Raw genomic sequence first — 21,952 nt, 5'->3', positions numbered from 1 at the left:
TCCAAGGATCTATCAAAGAATTTGCAATAGATACTGAACATTCCTTCAAATCAGCCGTTATCAATGTATAGCCTTCTTGACTTACTCCAATTTTACATTTAATATAAATAAAAATTATGTTTCATAAATTCAAAGTATCAGAAATTGTCATTTTAGTCCTTGTAGTTATTCTAATATTCGTTTCAGAATACGAGTTCGTATTCTTGAAAGACCCTACGAGAGCCATTTTTATTGGTCTATGGCCACCCACTATTTTGGCGATGTTAATATACGTCAATACGAAACTCAAAAATTAATATGGAAAACTTAGAATTATTGGTTTTAACTTTTGCCGTTGTAGTTTCTTTCATTTCCTTCGGAACTGCCACTTACATTCAGTTTAGGAACATGAGTAAAAATGAATACAAAGGCGGAGGTCAAAGCCACGGAGAGACGAGTGTTGTTAATTATCTGGGAAGAATAATTGATGATAATGGGGACAAAAGCAAAAAGTGAAATATTTGAATATCCATGAAAGAGACGTAGATAAATGATTTATTCACGTCTCCTTCATGGATTTAGATGTTTGTAATTTAGCGTCAACCCTTTTTTCGATTCTGAATTTTCTCATAAACCATTTTGATAATTCCGTCTTTCAATCCCAAATCAGGAACGATAATATTCTTCGCTCCTGACCACTTCATGGCGGATAGATAGATTTGAGCGGCAGGCAAAATGACATCGGCTCGATCGGCATTGAGGCGAAGTTTATTGATACGTTCTTCGTAAGTAAATGAGCCTACATATTCTTTCAACCGATTTAATTCATCGTAACTCATAGAAGTTTCACCTTCATGATTCGGAGAAATATTGAATAATTTATTGATATTTCCACCCGTTCCAACGGCTGTTATATTTGCTGTTTTTATATCAATATTACTTTCTACCCACTTTTTCATCTTCTCCCAATCGCCTTCTTTTTCTTTATTTTCCAATGTTCTGACTGAACCGATTTTGAAAGAACGGGAAGCAATTTTCATTCTTTGCGAATAGATATTTAACTCAGTCGAACCGCCACCTACATCGATGTGTAAATAATTGGCATCATCCAAAGCCTGAACCACCACATCATTGATTAATTCTGCTTCTTTTGTACCCTCAATGATATGGATTTTCATGTCTAAAATTTTGTGGATGCGGGTAATTACCGCTTCAGCATTTCCCGCCTCACGCATTGCGGAGGTGGCACAAATGAGATATTCTTTCACTTCGTGCAAATCCATCAAGAGTTTATAAGCATTTAATAATTTAAAAATCCTAACCTCCGATTCAGGACTGATTTCTCCATCATTAAACACGTCATGCCCCAAACGAAGGGCAAAACGTACGTATTCAACTTTTTTGAAGCTAATCTTTCCATCATTTTCCAATACTTTCGAGATTTGCATACGGGCGGCATTAGAGCCAATGTCAATAGCAGCGAGTTTCATATTTTATTAAATGTATATCCGTTTCCTTCTTCTTCAAAATCCAATTCTACACCCATCAGATACATCAGATGTGGTCTTTTTATTAATAATTTGATATTGAGATTTTCAATTTCGTAAAGGTCGTCAAGGTCTTCCATTTTATCAAATCCGATGAAATACGTTGCACTACACGCTCCTCCTCGTAAACCAATTCTAAGAAAATAATTATCGGGTATTCCTTTGATAGTCAAGGCGTTATTGACTTGTTCTTTGGCATTTTCTGTAATATTGATGGGGATAATTTTTGTTTCAATCATAAAAAAATAAGCGATTCAATTTTTGAATTCATTTTTGACCTTAAAATTAGCTATTTTTTGGTTTTAAAGAGCGTTAATCCTTGTAGTCATTCATTATTAACCTGTATGAAAGATAATTAGTTGCCAAATTTTAGGTATAAAAAAATCCCTTTCAACATAAATCTGAAAGGGATTTTTTGTGACGATGCAATATGGTTACCTCAATATAAAGTTTGTGGTAGTTGATAATTGTAATATTCCTCCTCGATAATTGAGTGTTTTTGCGTGAATTGTATTTCCATTGTCTGTAATTGTATGCCCTGTATTTATAAAAATATCATCAGTTGAAGTTGGCATGCGATTACATGACCAAGTGGTGGGGTCTGTCCATGAGCCAGATTTTAGGGTTTCCAATCCATTGCAGCAATTATTTTGGATTATTTTTGGAATGGTTGGGCATTGGGGGGTTGATATTTTATTCAGAAATGACTGATTTGTATTTGGAGCTTGAGTTGCATACCATCCATTATCTTCAGATAAAAATTTTATTTTTATGTTGTTGGTATTGAGATAATTACTGTTATTATCAATATTCTTAAATATACTCCAAGTATAACCACCGTCTTTAGTCTTGAAAATTCGATTGTTAAACGTTGAATAGTCTAAGGCTTGAACATATCCAATTTGAGGTGTAATAAAATCAACTTTATTATAATTCCCTGAACTCATAATTGGACTTAACCGTGTCCATGTGTTTCCACCGTCAACGGTTTTCATGAGTAATTTATCATACTCAAATCCAACTAACCAACCATTATTTGAATCCACGAAACTAATGTCTTCTAAACCGCTAAAATAAGTAACATTTGGAAAAGAAACGGTAGTCCATGATGTACCAGTATCCATTGATTTTATTAATTTAACGAGAGTTGTTCCATTACTCCTGTATGCTAATAAAATATTATTCGTATTGGGAATATATAGTAATCTTTTAAATTGCCAAGAACTAATATTTGATTCCACTGGATTTGTATTTAAAGTCCAAGTCACACCACCATTCGTTGTGGCTAAACTTCTTCCATCATTTGTTATAATAATCCCTGTATTATGGTCTTTAAATGTCATTTTTGAAAGCGTTACTACTGACCAATTATTATTATAAATAGTCCAGTTTAGTCCTCCATTTGTAGTTTTTAATATATTTTGTTGAGTAATTGCCCATCCATTATTGCTATCAACAAAGTAAACATCTTCAAAATTACTCGTATGTGAATACACATTTCCCCAATTTGTTCCACCATTTGTCGTTTTCCAAAGAATATTAGCGTTAAACACATAACCATTGTTCAAATCCACAAATCGTATATCACTTGAATTTGCAGTATTAATTTGTAACTGAGTAGAAATGGTTGCCCCAACTGTAAAATCATAACTCCCCACACTACCAATTATAAGTGCATCGCTTGTAGCCCCAACAATATCCACCCCATCTTTCCGCCATTGGATAGATGAACCCGCAGGTACATTATTAGTAGTCAAAGTAACGGTTTGGCCACATTGTAATAAACCAGATGTAGTTATAGACGGTGCTGGTAAAACGGTAATATTTACTGATTGATTAGCTGAACAAGAACCCAAAGCACAGGTTGAGGTATAAGTAGTATTGGAAGTTGGAGACACTTTAATAATGGACGAAGCCGCTCCATTTGACCATAAAATTGTTCCAGTACATCCTGAAACAGTTAAAAAAGCATAATCCCCTGAGCATAAAGAAGTTTTATTACTACTGATATTAATTACAGGCGTAGGATTAACCATTATACTCACCGCCAATGAACTATCACTAACGCAACCATTTATCACACAAGCCACTTCGTAGCTTTTCGTAGTATTCGGATAAACACTTATCGTCTGCCCAATCAACCCTCCAGTCCAACCCAAAGTGCCTCCTGCACAGGCACTGGCCGTTAAACTTACACCCGTCCCTTGACAAATAGTTGTATTGGCGGGAGGTGTAATAATTGGTTGCGAAGACTTTATTCTGTATTGAATCGTAAAAATATCACTACTATCACTTACACAATAACCATTTCTGATACAAACTGCTCTAAATGTCTTCGTTTGAGAAATCGTTTGTGTGAATGTTATTCCTGTACTTTCATTTCTCCATACAACCGTTTCATTTGTACCAGAACATCCAGAGGCGGTTAAGGTGACAGAACTTATCCCACAAACGAAAGTATTGCCGCTAATGGTTGGTTTTGATTTCGGTAAAACAACAATATTTAAAGCAGCACTACTATCACTTGAACAACCATTTGATGATAAGCAAGATGCTTTATAATTCCTTGAAGATAAGGGAGTAACCGTGATGGGTGAACCTGATAAATTACCAGTCCATTTTACCGTTCCAACGCAAGCGCTGGCAGTTAGCGTTACACTCGAACCATAACAAACCGCTTGTACTTGCGATGAATTTACCGTTAAAGCATTTGGTTTTGGTAAAGATGAAATTGAATAAACATTGCTACTATCACTCGTACAGCCATTGATGCTACAAGCCGTTTTTATATTTACAGAACCCGTTAAATTAAAAGTAATAGAACTTTCCGAACGATTCCCTGTCCAACCCAATGTACCACCCGAACAAGCTGAAGCCGAAAGTGTTACACTCGAATTTGCACAGATAGAAGCGCCTGGTCCAAATATCGTTGGTTGTGATGGTTTATATTTTACAACCACAGAAATTGAACCACTGTCTACACTTTTACAAAGATTTGAGCCTTCGCAAACGGATGTAAATGTGTGGGTTACGTTCGATGAATTGCTTCCAGTAGGTAAAAGTGTATAGGATGAGCCAGTTGCGAAATTTGTTCCACTGTAACTACTGTTCCATCTCACCGTTCCTCCATTGTTACATCCTGTGGCAGTTAATGTAATTGATTCACCTGTACAAATACTTCTTACATTACTTACTTCTGGAATACTAACACTAATTATTGGCGTAGGTGGCGTTGGTTGAATCGTTAACGTTGATGCTGTTCTTACGCTCGGACACCCTTTCACGCATTGTGCTTGTGCGTAATAAGTGTAGGTGCCAGCGGAGGTGACTGTTGGAATAAATTCTGCACCCGTTCCAACTTGATTTCCTCCCGTTGGTGAATCCCACCAAGTAAGCGTTCCATTTTGTGCGTCCGAGAATGTTACCGAAAAACCACTTACACAAAGTGGGTCTTTCCAAACGGCATCAAAAGGAAGCAATGTCCATGTTCCTGCGGGGTTTTCGCCAATAAATCCCGAAAGTGGTTGTGATGGAGCTAATGTTCCTGAAACGGGAGGACTATAATAATTAACTGGCGAAGCTCCATCTTCAAATAAGGTAGTAACTGTTGGATTATTTGAACCCCCGTAAGTATTGGTATTTACCAATGTGATAATTTTACCGCTGGGTGATTTAACGCTAAATTGAGTTTCATTATGATACGGCCAAGTCTGAGTATCACCAGTTCCGCAATCATTTTGAAAGCCTCCTTTTTGCTTACGCCAAGTAATTGAAATACTCACTTTTTTAATAATCCCTCCCGTACTTGGAACACTCACTGCGGGGTTTATACTACCGTTACTAATGTATCCATTGTCATAACCTACCGTTCCACCTGTATAAGCATAAGTCCCCGAAGTCCCATTATTACAATTCACTAAATTGGCTTGCAATCCATTGCCCGTTGTAATTGTCGTACCCTCACAAATGGTTTTATTGGCGGTTGTAGGGGAACTGGAAACAATACCCGTTATAAAAGCTGCTGCCGCCGTTGAGTCACTGATACAACCATTTTTATAACAAGCTACTGAATAATAAGTCCCTCCAATGGCTGGTACGCTGATGGCATTAACGTTCGATGCACCATTAGACCATACGGTGGTGCTTCCGGCCGTACAAACCGATGAAGTCAATAATACTGGATTATTATCGCACAATACAATCGTTCCAAAAGGGGTAAGGCTTGGGCTATTGGGACGAGGTTTTACATTTATAGTATAATTGGCTGATAATGAGTCACTTCCCTCAACTACCCACACGGTAAATGTTACATTTGTAGCAATGAAAAATTCTGGAAGGTTGAATGTCGTTGTTCTGGAAGTTGAAAAAACACCTCCAATTGATGAACTCCAACGGTAACTTACGGCGGTTGTATCCGTGCAAGTTGCCGTAACAGCTACCAATGTTTTGAGTAACTCAGAGCATACTGCCGCTGGAATATTATCTTGAATATAAACCGATAATGGGCAACTCAGACTACTAATTGAGTGAAGATTAGAATTTGTTGGTTTTGTTGCTCCTTTTTGTGAATAAATGTTAGAAAAAAGGCCGAAGAAAAAGATTGTAATCAGTGGTAAAAGTCTTTTCACAGGACGTGGTATTTAAGTGAAGATTATTAATTTTTTTTTTGCAATTTAGGAGTAGTAATTGATTTTTACAAATAACAAATCTCATACAATAATTAAGATTATCAAAAATATTATGCTTATTCGAGCCTGTGAGTTCATTTTTGACATTAAAATTAACTATTTTTGACAATCATAATCCTGTTGTGGATTATTTGATATTGATTTTTTGGATATAATCATTAGTCATTCTCATTTTACTGATAATTATTAATTGTTAATTATCGATTGAGCGTTTAACCTTTACAAAATGGAATTAGTTACCGATTTAGTTAAAATAATCCTACCAGCGGGCTTAGTCTTATGGTCTATGTACCTGACAGTTAGTTCATTTATTAAAAAAGACGTCGTCGAAAAAGAATTAGCCATCAAGGCTGAAACCACAAAAACGATGTTGCCTATCCGTTTGCAGGCGTATGAAAGAATGGCGCTATTTTTGGAAAGAATTTCACCCAATAATTTATTGATTCGATTGAATGGACGTGCCGGAATTGTGGTAGAATTTCAACAATTGATGTTGGCCGAAATTAGAGAGGAGTATTCTCATAATCTTTCTCAACAAGTTTACATGAGCGATCAAGCGTGGGCAATGGTGAAAAATGCCATGAACGAAACCGTTGCGCTTATTAACTGGTCCGCCCGAGATTTAGCCCCGAATTCACCTGCTTTAGAACTTTCAAAACGTATTTTTGAAGTGATTATTGAGAAAAATGTAAATCCATCTGATGAAGCCCTACGAGTGATTAAACAAGAAATTCGGTTGAATTTTATGATGTAATTTTAAAAACAAAAATCCGTGAACAATATTTTAGGTGTCATTCCCGCCCGTTATGCTTCTACTCGTTTTCCTGCCAAACCGCTCGTGGACATTGGTGGGAAATCCATGATTCAACGAGTGTACGAGCAAGCCTTGAAGGCGAAATCGCTCGCTAAAGTGGTAATTGCTACGGATGATGACCGAATTTTTAATCACGTTTTGTCCTTTGGTGGAGAAGTTGTCATGACCTCCACAAAACACCCAAGTGGCACAGACCGTTGTTTTGAAGCCTTCCAAATTGTATCAAGAGCGGAAAGAAAAAAACAGGGAAAGCTCTACCAAAAATTTGACTATGTTATTAATATTCAAGGAGATGAGCCATTTATTCAGCCCGAACAGATTGATATTTTGGCGGGTTGTCTAACCGAACGAACAGAATTGGCAACGCTCGTGAAACAAATTGAAGACGAAGCTACTTTGTTTAATCCAAATACCCCAAAAGTGGTTTTTGATAATAATCACGAAGCCATTTATTTCACCCGACAAACCGTTCCTTATTTGCGGGGAATTGAAAAAGAGAAATGGTTAGATACGCACGATTATTTCAAACACATTGGCATTTATGCTTACCGAGTTGATGTTTTGAAGAAAATTACGAAACTTCCCATGGCATTATTGGAACGAGTAGAATCGTTGGAACAATTACGTTGGTTAGCGAATGGCTTTAAAATAAAAATTGCCGAAACTCCTTATGATAGTTTCGGCATTGATGTTCCTGCGGATTTGGAGGAGGCTTTGAGAAGAGTTACTACTTCGCCGTCAAATAAACAAACGGAATAATACACTCTTCCAACGATACGCCACCGTGCTGAAAAGTATTCCTGTAATGACTTACATAATGATTATAATTATTTGGATACGCAAAGAAATAATCTTCCATTGTGAAAACGTAAGTTGTTGATACATTGACCTTTGGTAAAAAATATCGCTCAGGTTTACGACAAATTAAAAGATGTCCATCATCATCCCAATTAAGATTTCTTCCTTGTTTATAACGCAAATTTGTATTCACCGAACGGTCTCCCACAATCTTTACAGGATTCTGAACCCGTATCATTCCGTGGTCGGTAGTGATGATTAAACGGCCTTTTTTCTCCGCAATTTTCTTCAATAAATCAAATAAAGGCGAGTGGTTAAACCAAGAGGCCGTCAAACTTCTGTAACCCGATTCGTCTGGTGCCAATTCTTTAATCATGGCCATATCAGTTCGTGCGTGCGAGAGCATGTCCACGAAATTATAAACCACAATGTTCAAATGATTTTGTTCTAATTTTGAAAAATTTTCTACCAAGTTTTTACCCTGATTGTTATGAATAATCTTGTGATAAGAGGCTTTTACAGGAAAAGGCATTCTACTTCTTTTCAATTGTTCCTGAAAGAAAAACTCTTCGTGTTTGTTGAAACCTTCCTCTTCTTCGCTGTCGCCAATATCTTGTACCCAATGTTTTGGATATTGTTTTTCAATTTCAGAAGGCATCAAACCAGAGAAAATAGCATTACGAGCGTAGGCAGTTGTGGTGGGAAGAATGGAATAATAGACAGATTCTGTCTCAACCGAGAAATAATCTTGAATTAATCCTTCCAAAATTTTCCATTGGTCAAACCGAAGATTATCAATCAACACAAAAAATAGGGGAGAGTCTTCTTTTAGTAACGGAAAAACTTTCTTCCGCATCAATTCATGTGATAAAATCGGGCGGTTCGCTTTTGGTTCGTTGAGCCAATTTTCGTAATTCTGGGTAATGAATCGAGAGAAATTGGCGTTTGCTTCGGACTTCTGCATATTCATCACTTCCGCCATTGATTTATTTTCAGTACGGTCAATTTCTAATTCCCAGAAAAGTAATTTTTTATAGATTTCTGCCCATTCAGCGTGGTCAATATTGTCTTGATATTGCGTGGCAATCTGACGGAATTCTTGTTGGTAGGAAAGATTTGTTTTCTCTTCTTCCAATCGTTTTTTATCTAATATCTTTTTTACTGAAAGAAGTATCTGATTGGGGTTCAAGGGTTTAATTAAATAATCAGCAATTTTAGAGCCAATTGCTTCCTCCATAATATATTCTTCCTCCGATTTGGTAATCATAATCACTGGTAAATTGGGCTTCAACTGTTTGATGATGGGTAGCACTTCCAAACCAGTCATGCCAGGCATGTTTTCATCTAAGAAAACAACATCAAATTTCTTTTTACTAAGTTCTTCCAACGCATCATTTCCAGAATTAACGGGGGTAACATCGTAGCCTTTTTGCGTAAGAAACATGATATAAGGTTTTAGCAGATCTATTTCATCATCTGCCCAGAGGATTGAGTATTGCATAATTATTGGTTTAATTTTTAATAAATCTGTAACCGAGAATTTATAACGGAGCGTAATTCGTTTTGTTGTTGCGAAATTAGTGATTAAACAATATTAGTGATTAATTAATTTCATTTTTCAACATAAGTAATGATATGATGTATTTTTATTTTCTTTAAATTGTGCAAAAAACTATTCAGCAAATGACAAATAATCTTAATCGCCGTTCATTTCTCCAAACCTCAGCATTGGCAGGAACGGCACTTTTACTTTCTAATTCGCTATTGGCAAACAATAAAGCCAGCAAAAAGAACATTGGTATCCAGTTGTACTCTGTACGGGATGAAATGAAAAAAGACCCTTTGGAAACGCTCAAAAAAGTGGCAGAAATGGGTTACAAAAACGTTGAACATGCCAATTACGTAAACGGAAAATTTTACGGTTATGAACCAAAAGAATTCCGCAAAGTGCTTGACGATTTGGGTTTAGCCATGCCGAGTGGACACACGGTTATGGGCGGACAACATTGGGATGCTGCCAAAAATGATTTTACGGACGTTTGGAAAAAAACGGTGGAAGATGCTGCTTTATTAGGACAAAAATACGTGGTAAGTCCATGGTTGGATGTTAGCCTTCGCAAGAATTTTGATGACTGTAAGCGTTTTATGGAGGTTTTTAATAAATCAGGAGAATTATGCAAAAAGTCAGGGATGAAATTTGGCTATCATAATCACGATTTTGAATTTAGCTTACGCCTTACCAGCGTGAAAGTGTATGACATTATTTTGCAAAATACCGACCCAAATTTAGTGGTTCAACAATTAGATATTGGCAATATGTATAATGGAGGTGGTCGTGCGGTAGAATTATTAAAACAATATCCAGGACGTTTTGAATTAATGCACGTAAAAGACGAAATAAAAGGGGAAAAAGAAAATTATGAAAGTACCATTTTAGGAACTGGAATTATTGGCGTGGCAGATGTGTTGAAATTAGCCGCCAAAAGTGGAGGCACTACGCAATACATTATTGAACAAGAATCTTATCAAAGCAAAAGTCCATTGGATAGTATAAAAATGGATTTAGATTGGATTAAAATGGCAAAATTCTGATAATGGACAATTGATAATTAACAATGGACAATTGACAATGGATAATCACTAATTATCCGTTATCAATTATCCATTATCAATTGTCAATTATTTATTTTTTTCCACGTACTGCCTTTGCTATCACCGCCCATTTCTCGTCTGAAACCTCATTCAAATCTGAAAATTCACCCGCACCCATCAACCATTCTCCACCGTCGATGGTAATAACTTCGCCGTTGATATAAGATGAAAAATCTGACATTAAATAGGCTGCCAAGTTGGCTAATTCTTGATGTTCCCCCACTCTTTTGAAAGGAATTCTACTTTCGGGAGACAATTTTGCCGCTAATTCTTCACCCATTGCTTCGGCTGGGAAAAGGCGTTCCCAAGCACCTTCGGTAGGAAATGGGCCTGGAGCAATGGCATTGAAACGAATCCCGTATTTTGTTCCCCATTCCACGGCCAACGAACGTGTGAGTGCTAATACGCCCGCTTTTGCGGTGGCAGAAGGTACCACATAACCAGAACCTGTCCACGCATACGTAGTAACGATTGACATGACCGTTCCTTTAATTTTTTCGGCAATCCAGTATTTCCCGAAAGCTAACGTGAAATTGTACGTTCCTTTTAAGACAATATCGACCACTACATCAAAAGCCTTGTGTGAGAGATTTTCGGTTGGACTAATAAAATTTCCTGCTGCATTATTGACCAATCCATGAACTGCTCCAAAATGTTCAACGGCCATTTTCAAGACGTTTTCTACTTCATTATAATTACGTGCATCACAGGCAATGGGTAGTATTTTTCCGCCTGTTTCAGCCCTTAATGCGGCGGCGGTTGCTTCTAAAACATCCATTTTACGAGAGGCAATCACTACGTTTGCTCCTAATTCCAAAAAATATTTAGACATCGACCGACCTAAGCCCGTTCCTCCGCCCGTTACCACAATTGTCTTTCCTTTTAATGCTCCATCTCTGAGCATGGGTTCGTTAAAGTTCATTGTTATTTTGTTTAAAAGATAATAAACGCAATATCGTAGAATAAAAATTGTTATGCAAGCATACGGTTTACGAAGCCCATAAAAAAATCCCGAATCGAAAGATTCGGGATTTTTTGTACTCGATGCTGGATATATTTTTTAGTTGAAAATATAACGAACACCAATTTGTCCTTGCCATCTTGAACCAAGACCAGTTGATTTCTGGAAAGTTTCAGCCAATGGGTTAGTACCATTGATATAAGGGAAAGTAAATACTGGCTTACCCGTTGGGGCAGAACCTGTACTAACAAAACCTGTGGCGTTATCGTAACCAACAAAATTCAATAAAGCAGAACGGTTACTACTTTGGTTCAATCCCCAATTGGGTGACACATAGTTACCGGCATTGAACATGTCGAAAGTAAATTGAAGCGTATTTGTTTTTCCACCAACTTTAATGTTGAAATCTTGAATAATCTTGAAATCAAAATTAGTTGACCAAGGTAATTCAGCGCCATTACGTTCTGCATATTGTCCACGACGTGAATTCAAATATGAATCTTGGCTGATATAATTATTCAAATCTGTCCACTGTTGAGCAGCAGTATAAGTTGTACTACCAACAGCAAGATTTCTTAATAAAATTTCAGATTGGTCTCTTGGGATATAAATCAAATCATTTGTATTTAGTCCATCACCATTCATATCTCCTGAATATGAGTAAGAGAAACGACCTGCAGGTCCAGTGGCATAAGTAAATCCAAAAGTGGTTGCCATTTTGTTATTAAAGTAATTCAATTTATAACTTCCAAAACCTACGATACGATGAGTTTGTAAAAAGTTAGAATATGAAGTTACATCAGCATTTGGATCACCCGATACAAGACGGTCACGCCACATAGATTGAGCAATTGAACCACCATCATTTACTGAACGAGAATCAGTATAAGTGTATGACAAACTTGCATATAAACCACTTTCAAAACTCTTAGAAAGGGTTCCAGTCATAGCATAACTGTAACCGTTATTTGTGTTTTTCATCACAATAGCATCTGAAATATTTGGTTTCTCTGCCGTATTTCCTCCTTGGGCAGCAGTAAGAGCACCGTAAATCCGGTTATTTACTGTACTTGGAAATCCATTGGTTCCTACGTTATAATAAATAGGACGACTATCAGCACCAATCGCATTTCTTTGAGAAGTAGGAAGATTTACGTTTGATAAATAAACAGCGTTAATATCTTTTGTATAAATACCTTCAAATGTTGTTAACCATCCATTTCCTAAATTTCTATCAACAGCGATATTTGCTCTAAATATTTGTGGAAACTTGAAATTTTCATCTGTAACTGCTAAATTGTAAGAAGTTGGTCTTAAAGCACCAATATCTACTTTCGGACGGTAAGCATCAACGTTAGCATTGAATGGACGATTTGTTGGGTTATTAATACTTTCTGAACCAAACAATACGCCATTATTAGACAATTGATTAGATAACCATACGTAAGGTACACGACCTGAGAAAATACCGAAACCACCACGAATTTGTGTTTTCTTTTCTTCATTAACATCCCAGTTGAATCCTACTCTTGGAGAAACTAACAGCGTGAATTCAGGAAAACGGTCAGTTGCTAATTTAACATCTTGACCATTGTCTTTGAAAGTAAGTGCAGGTACGAAAGGGTTTGTCGTAGTAGCATTTTTCTCAACAGGGAAAGATGTACCATCCGCACGTATTCCTAAAGTCAATTTAAATCCCTTTCCTACGATGATTTCGTCTTGTGCATACAAACTTAAGGTACTACCTTTCATTTTAGCAAAAGGAAATTCTGACGTATTTGACCATTGCTGGCGGAACTGACCGGCGTTAGAAACTCCATTATTTACACTTGCATAAAAAGCATCGAAAGAAGGAAACTGGTAACCACCGTAATAATTAGGTGCAAAACCATTACGGAATTGGTTATTTTCATAAGCCATTCCGAAAGTAAATACATTCTTACCTGCGTAAACAGTAACATTATCTGAGATCTGGAAAACATCAGAATCTAAAACGTTATAAGCTGAAAAAGGCTCAAAACCGAAAGAAGTTGCTGATTGACCAGCTCCATTACCAATATCTACCGTTGGGAATGGAGTATTATTTACTGGCGACTCACGGAAATCACGTAATTGTGTGTATCCAACCGTTAAATTATTAGCAATTCTACCACCAAACGTTGAGTTTAATTCTGCTATATATGAATCTAAGTTATTGTTGATTCTATATAAACCTCCTTGGAAAGGTAAATTTGTGTTGGTTGGTCCACGACCGTTTGGTAAAGCACCTGAATTTGAGGCAGTAATATCAGCGAAAGAACGAAGCGTATTATACTTAATATTCAATTTATGTTTATCAGAAATATTCCAGTCTAAACGAGCATTAAATTTTGTACTTTGGGTTAATTTGTTGTAACCTTCATACAAACCTGGATCATAATTAAATTTTTCTTTCAAGAATGCTTTTAATTTATCCAAATCTTCTGCTTTTACTGAAGATGTAGTCGCTGGATCAGCGGTTACGCCAGTGCGAGTAGCCACACGGGTAGTTCCTGGATCTTTTCTGTCTTCTTTTTCAAAACTGGCGAAAATGAATAATTTATTCTTAACGATTGCACCACCCACACGACCTCCAATTTGAGATACGCCAAAAGTGGGAAAAGTATTTTCGATACTCCCAACTTTAGTTCCTACTAAATCTTGGTTACGATTGAAATAATAAGCCGAACCTGACCATTCATTTGTTCCACTTTTTGTTACTACGTTAATACTCGCACCCGTTGACATTCCTTGGCGAACATCAAATGGAGCAATATTTACTTGGAACTGGTCAATTGCATCAACTGAAATTGGAGAAGCACCTGCTTGCCCACCAACAGTACTACTCAAACCAAAAGTATTGTTGAATAAGGCTCCATCAATAGATAAATTGTTGTAGAGACTATTACGACCTGCAAAACTTAAACCACCATTTGAACGTGGGTCTAAACGAGCAAAGTCAGTTAATGAACGATTTAAAGTAGGAAGCGTTATGATTTGTCGGTTCCCAACGGTTGTTGCAGCCCCAGTACGGCCTGAATTAATTACTGAACTACGAGCTGCCACTACTTTAACCTCTTCTAATTGGGCTTCTGCAGTCTCTAATTTAGAATTAATACGTAAATCTTGTGAAAGTGTAAGGTTAATACCCGTTTTCACAACATCTTTATAACCTACAAAAGAGATTGTTACTTTATATGGACCTCCAACACGCATATTCACAATGTTGAAATTTCCGTCTGCACGAGTTGCAGCACCGTAACGAGAACCCGTTGGTTCGTGAATGGCAATAATATTTGCCCCTGGTAAACCTTCGCCTTTTTCATCTATGACTTTACCAGAAATGGCAGCCGTAGTAGATTGAGCGAAAACTTGCACACTTGAAAGGACAGTGAAAAGAACAAACATTGTTCCCAAAACTATCTTAGTGGTAAAGATTTTTTTCATGATTGAAAATTTGGAATTTAATTAGAATTTGTATGAGTGAATTCAACTGCAAAATAACAACTTTTTTTTAGCAAGAACAACAAACGTTTATTAAGAAAATGTAAAAATCTAAGAGTCAAAGTCCTGATTTATAGGATTTATGAAAGAAAAACATTGAAAAATAACATTTTACTTTTGAGAAATTCGCATTTTATTTTAAATAAATTTAGATTTTTTTTAAGTCTATCACTTTAGTATTTTTTTAAGAATATACTTTTTAACTTTGTATGAAATAAAGACTTTTGTGTACGATAAAAATAAATATTAATCTCAATCAGTAAAACAGAATTTAGACGTTAAGTTTATTTTAGCCTTCAATTTAGATGAAACTTTTTTATAGACAAACAGGCGAAAATGGAACGCCAATCATTATTCTTCATGGTCTTTTTGGCACTTCCGACAACTGGCTAACCATTGGAAAAATTTTAGGTGAAACGAATCGAGTTTATATGCTCGACCAAAGAAATCACGGACAGTCGCCTCGAAGTGATATTTTTGATTACAATGCCATGGCAGCGGATTTGAAAGAATTTATAAATGACCATACACTCGAAAATCCAATTCTGATTGGGCATTCGATGGGAGGGAAGACCGTCATGCAATTTGCTATGAATTATCCGAATGGTTTCTCGAAAATGATTGTCGTAGATATTGCCCCAAAGTTTTATCCCGTTCATCACAGCTTAATCTTGCAAGGTTTGGCGTCGATTGACCTAAAAACGTTGAAAAGTAGAACCGAAGCCAATGAATTATTGAAACGATTTGAAGAGAATGAAGGAGTTAGACAGTTTTTGCTGAAAAATCTTTGGCGAAATCCAGCAAAAAATAATGAATTTGATTGGCGACTTAATGTGCCTGTTATTACCAAAAATATTGATATAATTGGATTTGAACTATCCAATGAACACGCTGTAAATCTACCAGTTTTATTTATCAGAGGCTCTGAATCTCATTATATTCAACCTGAAGATGAACGGAAAATTTGGGAATTATTTCCAGAGTATGAACTCATAACCATCGAAGGAACAGGGCATTGGGTGCAAGCGGACAAACCAAAGGAGTTTTTAGAAATTGTACAACGATTTTCCATTACCGAAAAATAACAAAATGCTATATTTAATACCAACTATACTTGCTCCCGAAACAACGGAGTCCGTTTTAAGTCCTCAAATTAAGGAGGTCATCAAAACCACTGATTATTATTTTGTGGAAAATATCCGCACCGCTCGCCGATTTATTAGTGAACTAAAAGTGGGTAAAGTCATTGACGAACTGCATTTTTTTGAAGTTGATAAAGATACCAATATTGAGCAAATACGCAAATATTTTAAGCAAATTCCTCAAAATCTAAACATTGGTGTCATCTCAGAAGCAGGTTGTCCAGGCGTTGCCGACCCTGGGGCGGTGGCCGTGAAAGTGGCTCATCAATTAGGAATGAAAGTAATACCATTGGTTGGTCCTTCTTCGATTCTTTTGGCTTTGATGGGTTCGGGTTTTTCGGGGCAATCGTTTGTATTTCATGGCTATTTACCCATTGATAAAGTTGAAAGAGCTAAAAAGATAAAAGTCTTGGAAACTGATTCCAGAAAGCAACAAACTCAGATCTTTATGGAAACTCCTTTTCGGAATGATTCATTTTTAGAGGATTTATTGAATACTTGTCAGCCCGATACTTTACTTTGTATTGCCTGTAATATAACAGCTTCAGACGAATTGATTCAAACAAAAACCGTGAATCAGTGGAAAACCAAGAAGCCGGATTTACATAAAAAACCAACGATATTTTTGATTGGATAAAGTACAGGAACTAAAAAAGATCTCCTTTTCAGAAGAATAGTTTTTTGTATATTTGCTTTCTTTTACCCAAAATCTCCTTGCTCACGGCTCAAAGCTGCTATACATGATACAAGTCCAAACCTTCACATTCAATCCTTTCGGCGAAAATACTTACGTTTTGTACGACGAAACCAAAGAAGCAGTCATCATTGACCCAGGTTGTCACAACTACGAAGAACGTAAAGAATTAAAGGATTTTATTGATAATCAACAGCTTAAAGTCGTCCATTTGCTCAATACGCATGCTCATATCGACCATGTGTTAGGGAACGAATACGTAAAAAGAACTTTCGGTGTAAAATTACATCTTCATCGAAAAGACCTTCCAATTCTTCAAAATGCGGCTTCAAGGGCAGAGTTGTACGGTTTCCCAAATTATGAAGGCTCAGAAGTAGATGTTTTTATTGAAGAGGGAGATATTATTGAATTTGGAAACAGCGAATTAGAAATTCTTTTTGTACCTGGACACGCCCCTGGTCACGTAGCATTCATAAATCGAGAGGAAAATATTTGTGTAAGTGGGGATGTGCTTTTTAAACAAAGCGTCGGAAGAACCGATTTTCCAATGTGTAGTTTTGAAGATTTAGAGAACAGTATCCGAACCAAACTTTATACGTTGAATGATGAAATGGTTATTTTCCCAGGTCACGGTGGTATCACAACCATTGGCTCTGAGAAAAAGCATAATCCATTTGTTAAGGGATTAGGTAATTAGGGATTAGTATTTATATCTTACTCCTAATTACCTAATCCCCAATTACCCAATTACCTAATCTCCAAACCGTGAACGAAATAAAAAAACATATTCCCAATGCCCTAACTTGTGGCAATCTTATTTGCGGAATTTTTGGAATCCTATCTGTATTTAAAGGTGATTTAATGACTGCCTCAATTTTAATTGGCATTGCCTTAATTTGCGATTGGCTCGATGGTTTCATTGCCCGTTTACTGCACGTCAGTTCTCCCATCGGAAAAGAGTTAGATTCTTTGGCAGATATGGTTACATTTGGTGTTTTGCCAGCTTTTATGATGTTGAAACTCATTGAAGGTAGCTGCACTACAGGCACTTGCACCGTTGGCTTAGGCGGTTTTTATAAACCATATATTGCGTTGGCATTAGCGGTTTTTTCAGCTTTACGTTTAGCAAAATTCAACGTGGACACTCGCCAAAGTCATTCTTTTATTGGTGTTCCCACGCCCGCAAATGGCATGGTAGTTGCTTCTCTGCCCTTGATAATGATGTTCCAACCTGAGATTAGTAAATATTTAATTCAGTTCAATGTTTTAGTAATTTACTGTGTGGTAATGTCTTATTTATTGGTCGCTGAATTGCCCCTATTTGCCTTAAAATTCAAGAATTTTGCTTGGGCAGATAATCAAATTAAATATATTTTCCTGATTGTTTCGGTAATTCTATTGATTATGCTGAAATTTGTAGCTATTCCAGTAATTATTTTTTTATACATACTATTATCAGTCGCTCAAAATTTCTTGGTTAAAGAGCAAATTTAACTTTTGATAAGGTATAATATTTTTCAAAAACACAATTCAAGATGAAATTTTTTATTGACACAGCCAATCTTGCAGAAATTCAGGAGGCTTATGATTTTGGCGTATTAGACGGCGTAACGACTAATCCTTCGTTGATGGCTAAAGAGGGCATTAGCGGCAAAAATAACGTTCTGAAACACTACAAAGCTATTTGCGATATCGTGGATGGTGATGTTTCGGCAGAAGTTATTGCAACTGACTATGAAGGAATGATTCGTGAAGGCGAAGAATTGGCTGATTTAGACGAGAAAATCGTGGTAAAAATCCCGATGATTAGAGACGGGATTAAAGCAATCAAGTATTTTTCTGAGAAAGGAATTAAAACGAATTGTACTTTAATCTTCTCGGCTGGACAAGCGCTTTTAGCGGCAAAAGCGGGTGCAACTTATGTTTCACCTTTCATTGGTCGTTTGGATGATACAGGTTATGACGGAATTGACTTAATTGAACAAATTCGTACTATTTTTGATAATTATGGTTTTGATACTGAAATTTTAGCGGCATCAATCCGTAACCCAATTCATATCATTAAATGTGCTGAAATTGGCTCTGACGTAATGACTGGACCACTTTCTGCAATTTTAGCGTTATTGAAACACCCATTGACAGAGAATGGTTTGAAGCAATTTTTAGCTGACCATGCGAAGGTAAATGGATAAGAAATAAATAAGCTCTAACAAAAAATCCGCATGATAAAATCAAGCGGATTTTTTGTTTTTAAGTATTATCTTTGAAATAATTAACTTGAAAGAAACCAAATTTTATCAATATGTTCAATCTCAATCCTGTTGTTTCCATTGAAAATGCTTTTATTTATCAAAAAGACCGTATTGTCTTGAACGATGTTAATTTTTCTATTAATAAAGGAGAATTCGTTTTCTTGATTGGACGCACCGGAAGTGGGAAAAGTTCTTTGCTAAAAACCCTTTATGCCGACCTTTGGCTACAACAAGGAAAAGCAAAAGTAGTAGGTTATGAAATTGAAACACTTTTACCCGTAAATCGTCCATTTCTTCGCCGTAAAATTGGCGTGGTTTTTCAAGATTTTCAATTATTTATGGATAGAAATGTTCATGAAAATCTGCAATGGGTGTTGGAAGCTACGGGTTGGAAGGATTCTGCTAAAATGAAAGCTCGCATTGCCGAAGTACTCATGCAAGTAGGCATGGCAACTTCTCACGATAAAATGCCACATCAACTTTCGGGCGGAGAACAACAACGCATCGTGATTGCAAGGGCTTTATTGAACGAACCCCAAATCCTTTTTGCTGATGAACCCACAGGAAACCTCGACCCTGAAGTATCAGAACAAATTATCAAACTTTTCCACGAAATCAACAAAGCCGGAACCGCAATTTTAATGGCTACCCACGATTTTGAAATGATTAGAAAATTTCCTGCAAGAATCATGAAATGTGAAAATGGTGTGGTTAGTGAGAAAGGTTAACCGCCACAAATCCTAATTTCGCCCCTTCAGCTAATAAAAAAGGCATTCCTGACTCAACGGTATTGGCAATTGTTCCTTCTAAAATAGCTTCACGCAGGGCAATTTTGATAATTCCAACTTCACGAGAAGGCTGAATACCGAAGGTTTCCATAATCATTTCGCCCGTAATTTCGGGTTGGAATTGACGAAGTTTATCGCTTTCTTCAACCTCTTTTAATTTCTGTTCGACAGTATCAAAATTGCGGAGATAACGCTTTACTTTCTCGCCATTTTTTGAAGTAATGTCGGCTCTACATAAAATCATCAAACCTTCCAAATCTTCGCCAGCCTCAAATAATAATCGCCTCAAAGCAGACTCTGTGATGGCTTCTTTCGACAAAGCAATGGGTCGTAAATGTAGGCGAACCAAACTTTTTACAAATCGCATTTTTTCGTTCAAAGGCAAACGCATATTGGTAAAAATTCCTTTCACCCATTTTGACCCCATTTCTTCGTGTCCGTGAAAAGTCCAACCCTTGTTTTTGACAAAGCGTTTAGTGGCAGGTTTGGCAATATCGTGTAAAATTGCCGCCCAACGAATCCATAAATCATCCGACTTTTGGGCAACATTATCCAACACTTGAAGCGTATGATAAAAGTTATCTTTATGCCCTTTTCCTTCTTCGGTTTCAACGCCTTTTAACTTTATAAATTCTGGGAAAATTAAACCCAATAATCCACAAGAATCAAGCAATAGGAAACCGTAGGAAGGTTTTTTTGAAAGAATAATTTTATTTAATTCGTCCGTAATTCTTTCTTTCGAGATGATTTCAATCCGTTCTTTTTCCTTGATTAAAGCATCAAACGTATCGGGATGAATATCAAAATTTAGCTGACTCGCAAAACGAATTGCTCGCATCATTCGCAAAGGGTCGTCCGAGAAAGTAATCGAAGGTTCGAGGGGTGTTTTAATGCTTTTTCTGCGAATATCTTCTATGCCATTGAATGGGTCAAATAATTCGCCGAAGTCGCTGTCATTCAAGGAAATAGCCATGGCATTGATAGTAAAATCTCGACGATTTTGGTCGTCTTCGAGCGTGCCATCTTCCACAATTGGCTTGCGTGAATCTCGTTGGTATGACTCCCGTCTTGCTCCCACAAATTCTACTTCCCAATCGTCTATTTTCAATTGTGCCGTTCCAAAGTTTTTGAATACCGATAAATACACTTCGTCACGACCAGAATTTTTGGCAACTAATTCTGCCAATTCAACGCCCGAACCCACGCAAACGATATCAATGTCTTTGGAAGGACGTTGTAATATTAAATCTCTTACAAATCCACCCACGACAAAAGTTCTGATATTCAACTGTTGAGCCGAATCTGAGACTAATTTAAAGATGGGATTTGTATCTAATGTTTCTGTAAAATTCATAATTTCATCGTTACTATAAATAAAAATAAGTACAACAAAATTAGACCACAGATTCAACGGATTCAACGAATTTTCACGGATAAATAATAAAAAAATCAGTGTAAATCCGTGACATCCGCAAAATCTGTGGTCTAATCCTATTTCCTAATAAATTCAAACTCTCCACCCAAACCCAATTTAACAATTTGCGAAGGTTGTGGATTTTTATTTTCACCCTTTGGATTTTTTAAAATATAATCTACGCCATTCATAATTTCGAGCGCAATATCTTCAAATTTCAAAGGAGAAGATTGCCCTGAAATATTGGCAGAAGTTGAAACGATAGCCCTTTCAAATTTATGAACTAAGCCCTTACAAAATTCGTCTTTTACCAATCTAATCGCAATTGAGCCATCTTCTCCCATCAAATTAGCGGGTAGGTTTTTGCCTTTTGGGTAAATGACAGTCAATGGTTTTTCGGCAAATTCTACTAAATTCCAAGCCAGTTCTGGGACTTCCAAAACGTACTCAGAAAGTTGGTCTATTTTTGTAATTAAAATGATAAATGATTTATTATCAGGGCGTTGCTTTAATGAAAAAATCTTTTCAACGGCTTTTTCATTACGGGCATCGCAGCCCAATCCCCAGATGGTATCGGAAGGGTAAAGAATGATATCGCCTTTGCGGAGATGTTGGAGCGCTTCGTGGTACATCAATTTTTGTTTATGAAACACAAATTTACGAAGACAATATTTAAAACTAAGTACTAATAATCAATTACT

19 protein-coding genes are annotated in these 21,952 nt (G+C 36.6%); 11 read left to right on the top strand and 8 right to left on the bottom strand.

All coding sequences use genetic code 11. From position 1 onward, the window contains the following. Positions 1 to 116 precede the first annotated feature (116 nt). Both AC1W31_RS04095 and AC1W31_RS04090 read left to right on the top strand, forming a co-directional pair. On the top strand, positions 117 to 296 hold the full coding sequence (locus tag AC1W31_RS04095; protein WP_481733135.1) for a hypothetical protein: 180 nt from the start codon (positions 117 to 119) through the stop codon (positions 294 to 296). 1 nt (position 297) lies between these two features. Then, complete coding sequence (locus AC1W31_RS04090; protein ID WP_481733134.1) at positions 298 to 495, top strand: hypothetical protein; 198 nt, start codon at positions 298 to 300, stop codon at positions 493 to 495. Between the two features lie 83 nt (positions 496 to 578). On the opposite strand, the gene AC1W31_RS04085 is transcribed toward AC1W31_RS04090, so the two are convergent. The 3 genes from AC1W31_RS04085 to AC1W31_RS04075 all read right to left on the bottom strand — a co-directional run bounded on the left by AC1W31_RS04085 (position 579) and on the right by AC1W31_RS04075 (position 6,154). Continuing rightward, positions 579 to 1,469 carry a Ppx/GppA phosphatase family protein gene (locus AC1W31_RS04085; protein WP_481733133.1) on the bottom strand — a complete coding sequence of 297 codons (891 nt, stop codon included), beginning with the start codon at positions 1,467 to 1,469 and terminating at the stop codon, positions 579 to 581. Further along, positions 1,466 to 1,765, bottom strand: coding sequence for a HesB/IscA family protein (locus tag AC1W31_RS04080; RefSeq protein WP_481733132.1), 300 nt, complete (start codon positions 1,763 to 1,765; stop codon positions 1,466 to 1,468). Before AC1W31_RS04080 ends, AC1W31_RS04085 begins: the two co-directional genes overlap by 4 nt. A gap of 195 nt (positions 1,766 to 1,960) precedes the next feature. Continuing rightward, entirely contained in the window at positions 1,961 to 6,154 is a 4,194-nt protein-coding gene (locus tag AC1W31_RS04075; RefSeq protein WP_481733131.1) for an Ig-like domain-containing protein, read from the bottom strand. Positions 6,155 to 6,440: 286 nt separating this feature from the next. Between AC1W31_RS04075 and AC1W31_RS04070 the strand changes: the two genes are divergently transcribed. Together AC1W31_RS04070 and kdsB are read left to right on the top strand one after the other, a co-directional pair. Continuing rightward, positions 6,441 to 6,968, top strand: a complete 528-nt coding sequence (locus AC1W31_RS04070; protein ID WP_481733130.1) for a DUF7935 family protein — start codon at positions 6,441 to 6,443, stop codon at positions 6,966 to 6,968. Between the two features lie 18 nt (positions 6,969 to 6,986). After that, entirely contained in the window at positions 6,987 to 7,787 is an 801-nt protein-coding gene (kdsB, locus tag AC1W31_RS04065; RefSeq protein WP_481733129.1) for a 3-deoxy-manno-octulosonate cytidylyltransferase, read from the top strand. Here the strand turns inward: kdsB and porX are convergent. Continuing rightward, positions 7,756 to 9,327: a T9SS response regulator signal transducer PorX gene (gene porX, locus AC1W31_RS04060; protein WP_481733128.1), complete on the bottom strand. Its 1,572-nt coding sequence runs from the start codon at positions 9,325 to 9,327 to the stop codon at positions 7,756 to 7,758. The genes kdsB and porX overlap by 32 nt on opposite strands. Positions 9,328 to 9,509: 182 nt before the next feature. On the opposite strand from porX, the gene AC1W31_RS04055 reads away from it, so the two are divergent. Then, a complete protein-coding gene (locus tag AC1W31_RS04055; protein WP_481733127.1) occupies positions 9,510 to 10,418 on the top strand; it encodes a sugar phosphate isomerase/epimerase family protein in 909 nt (302 codons plus the stop codon). Positions 10,419 to 10,509: 91 nt separating this feature from the next. Here AC1W31_RS04055 and AC1W31_RS04050 read toward each other — a convergent pair whose 3' ends face one another. After that, positions 10,510 to 11,400, bottom strand: coding sequence for an SDR family oxidoreductase (locus tag AC1W31_RS04050; RefSeq protein ID WP_481733126.1), 891 nt, complete (start codon positions 11,398 to 11,400; stop codon positions 10,510 to 10,512). Positions 11,401 to 11,538: 138 nt separating this feature from the next. Next, positions 11,539 to 14,904, bottom strand: a complete 3,366-nt coding sequence (locus AC1W31_RS04045; protein ID WP_481733125.1) for a TonB-dependent receptor — start codon at positions 14,902 to 14,904, stop codon at positions 11,539 to 11,541. Positions 14,905 to 15,266: 362 nt separating this feature from the next. Here AC1W31_RS04045 and AC1W31_RS04040 point away from each other — a divergent pair, with 362 nt between their 5' ends. The 6 genes from AC1W31_RS04040 (at position 15,267) to AC1W31_RS04015 (ending at position 19,777) form a co-directional block, all read left to right on the top strand. Next, positions 15,267 to 16,046, top strand: coding sequence for an alpha/beta fold hydrolase (locus AC1W31_RS04040; RefSeq protein WP_481733124.1), 780 nt, complete (start codon positions 15,267 to 15,269; stop codon positions 16,044 to 16,046). 4 nt (positions 16,047 to 16,050) lie between these two features. Then, on the top strand, positions 16,051 to 16,740 hold the full coding sequence (locus AC1W31_RS04035; protein WP_481733123.1) for an SAM-dependent methyltransferase: 690 nt from the start codon (positions 16,051 to 16,053) through the stop codon (positions 16,738 to 16,740). A 103-nt stretch (positions 16,741 to 16,843) separates the two neighbouring features. After that, positions 16,844 to 17,494 carry an MBL fold metallo-hydrolase gene (locus AC1W31_RS04030; RefSeq protein ID WP_481733122.1) on the top strand — a complete coding sequence of 217 codons (651 nt, stop codon included), beginning with the start codon at positions 16,844 to 16,846 and terminating at the stop codon, positions 17,492 to 17,494. 68 nt (positions 17,495 to 17,562) lie between these two features. Continuing rightward, entirely contained in the window at positions 17,563 to 18,291 is a 729-nt protein-coding gene (gene pssA / locus AC1W31_RS04025) for a CDP-diacylglycerol--serine O-phosphatidyltransferase (protein ID WP_481733121.1), read from the top strand. Between the two features lie 41 nt (positions 18,292 to 18,332). Next, positions 18,333 to 18,989, top strand: a complete 657-nt coding sequence (gene fsa / locus AC1W31_RS04020) for a fructose-6-phosphate aldolase (protein WP_481733120.1) — start codon at positions 18,333 to 18,335, stop codon at positions 18,987 to 18,989. A gap of 110 nt (positions 18,990 to 19,099) precedes the next feature. Further along, entirely contained in the window at positions 19,100 to 19,777 is a 678-nt protein-coding gene (locus tag AC1W31_RS04015) for a cell division ATP-binding protein FtsE (RefSeq protein ID WP_481733119.1), read from the top strand. Here AC1W31_RS04015 and AC1W31_RS04010 read toward each other — a convergent pair. Next, entirely contained in the window at positions 19,761 to 21,191 is a 1,431-nt protein-coding gene (locus AC1W31_RS04010; RefSeq protein ID WP_481733118.1) for a CCA tRNA nucleotidyltransferase, read from the bottom strand. The genes AC1W31_RS04015 and AC1W31_RS04010 overlap by 17 nt on opposite strands. Positions 21,192 to 21,328: 137 nt before the next feature. Next, entirely contained in the window at positions 21,329 to 21,904 is a 576-nt protein-coding gene (locus tag AC1W31_RS04005; protein ID WP_481733117.1) for an L-threonylcarbamoyladenylate synthase, read from the bottom strand. Positions 21,905 to 21,952 lie beyond the last annotated feature (48 nt).

The organism is Arcicella sp., assembly GCF_964672035.1.
The sequence above is the reverse complement of the archived record's forward strand: the minus strand, read 5'-3'. Positions and strand labels throughout refer to the sequence as shown.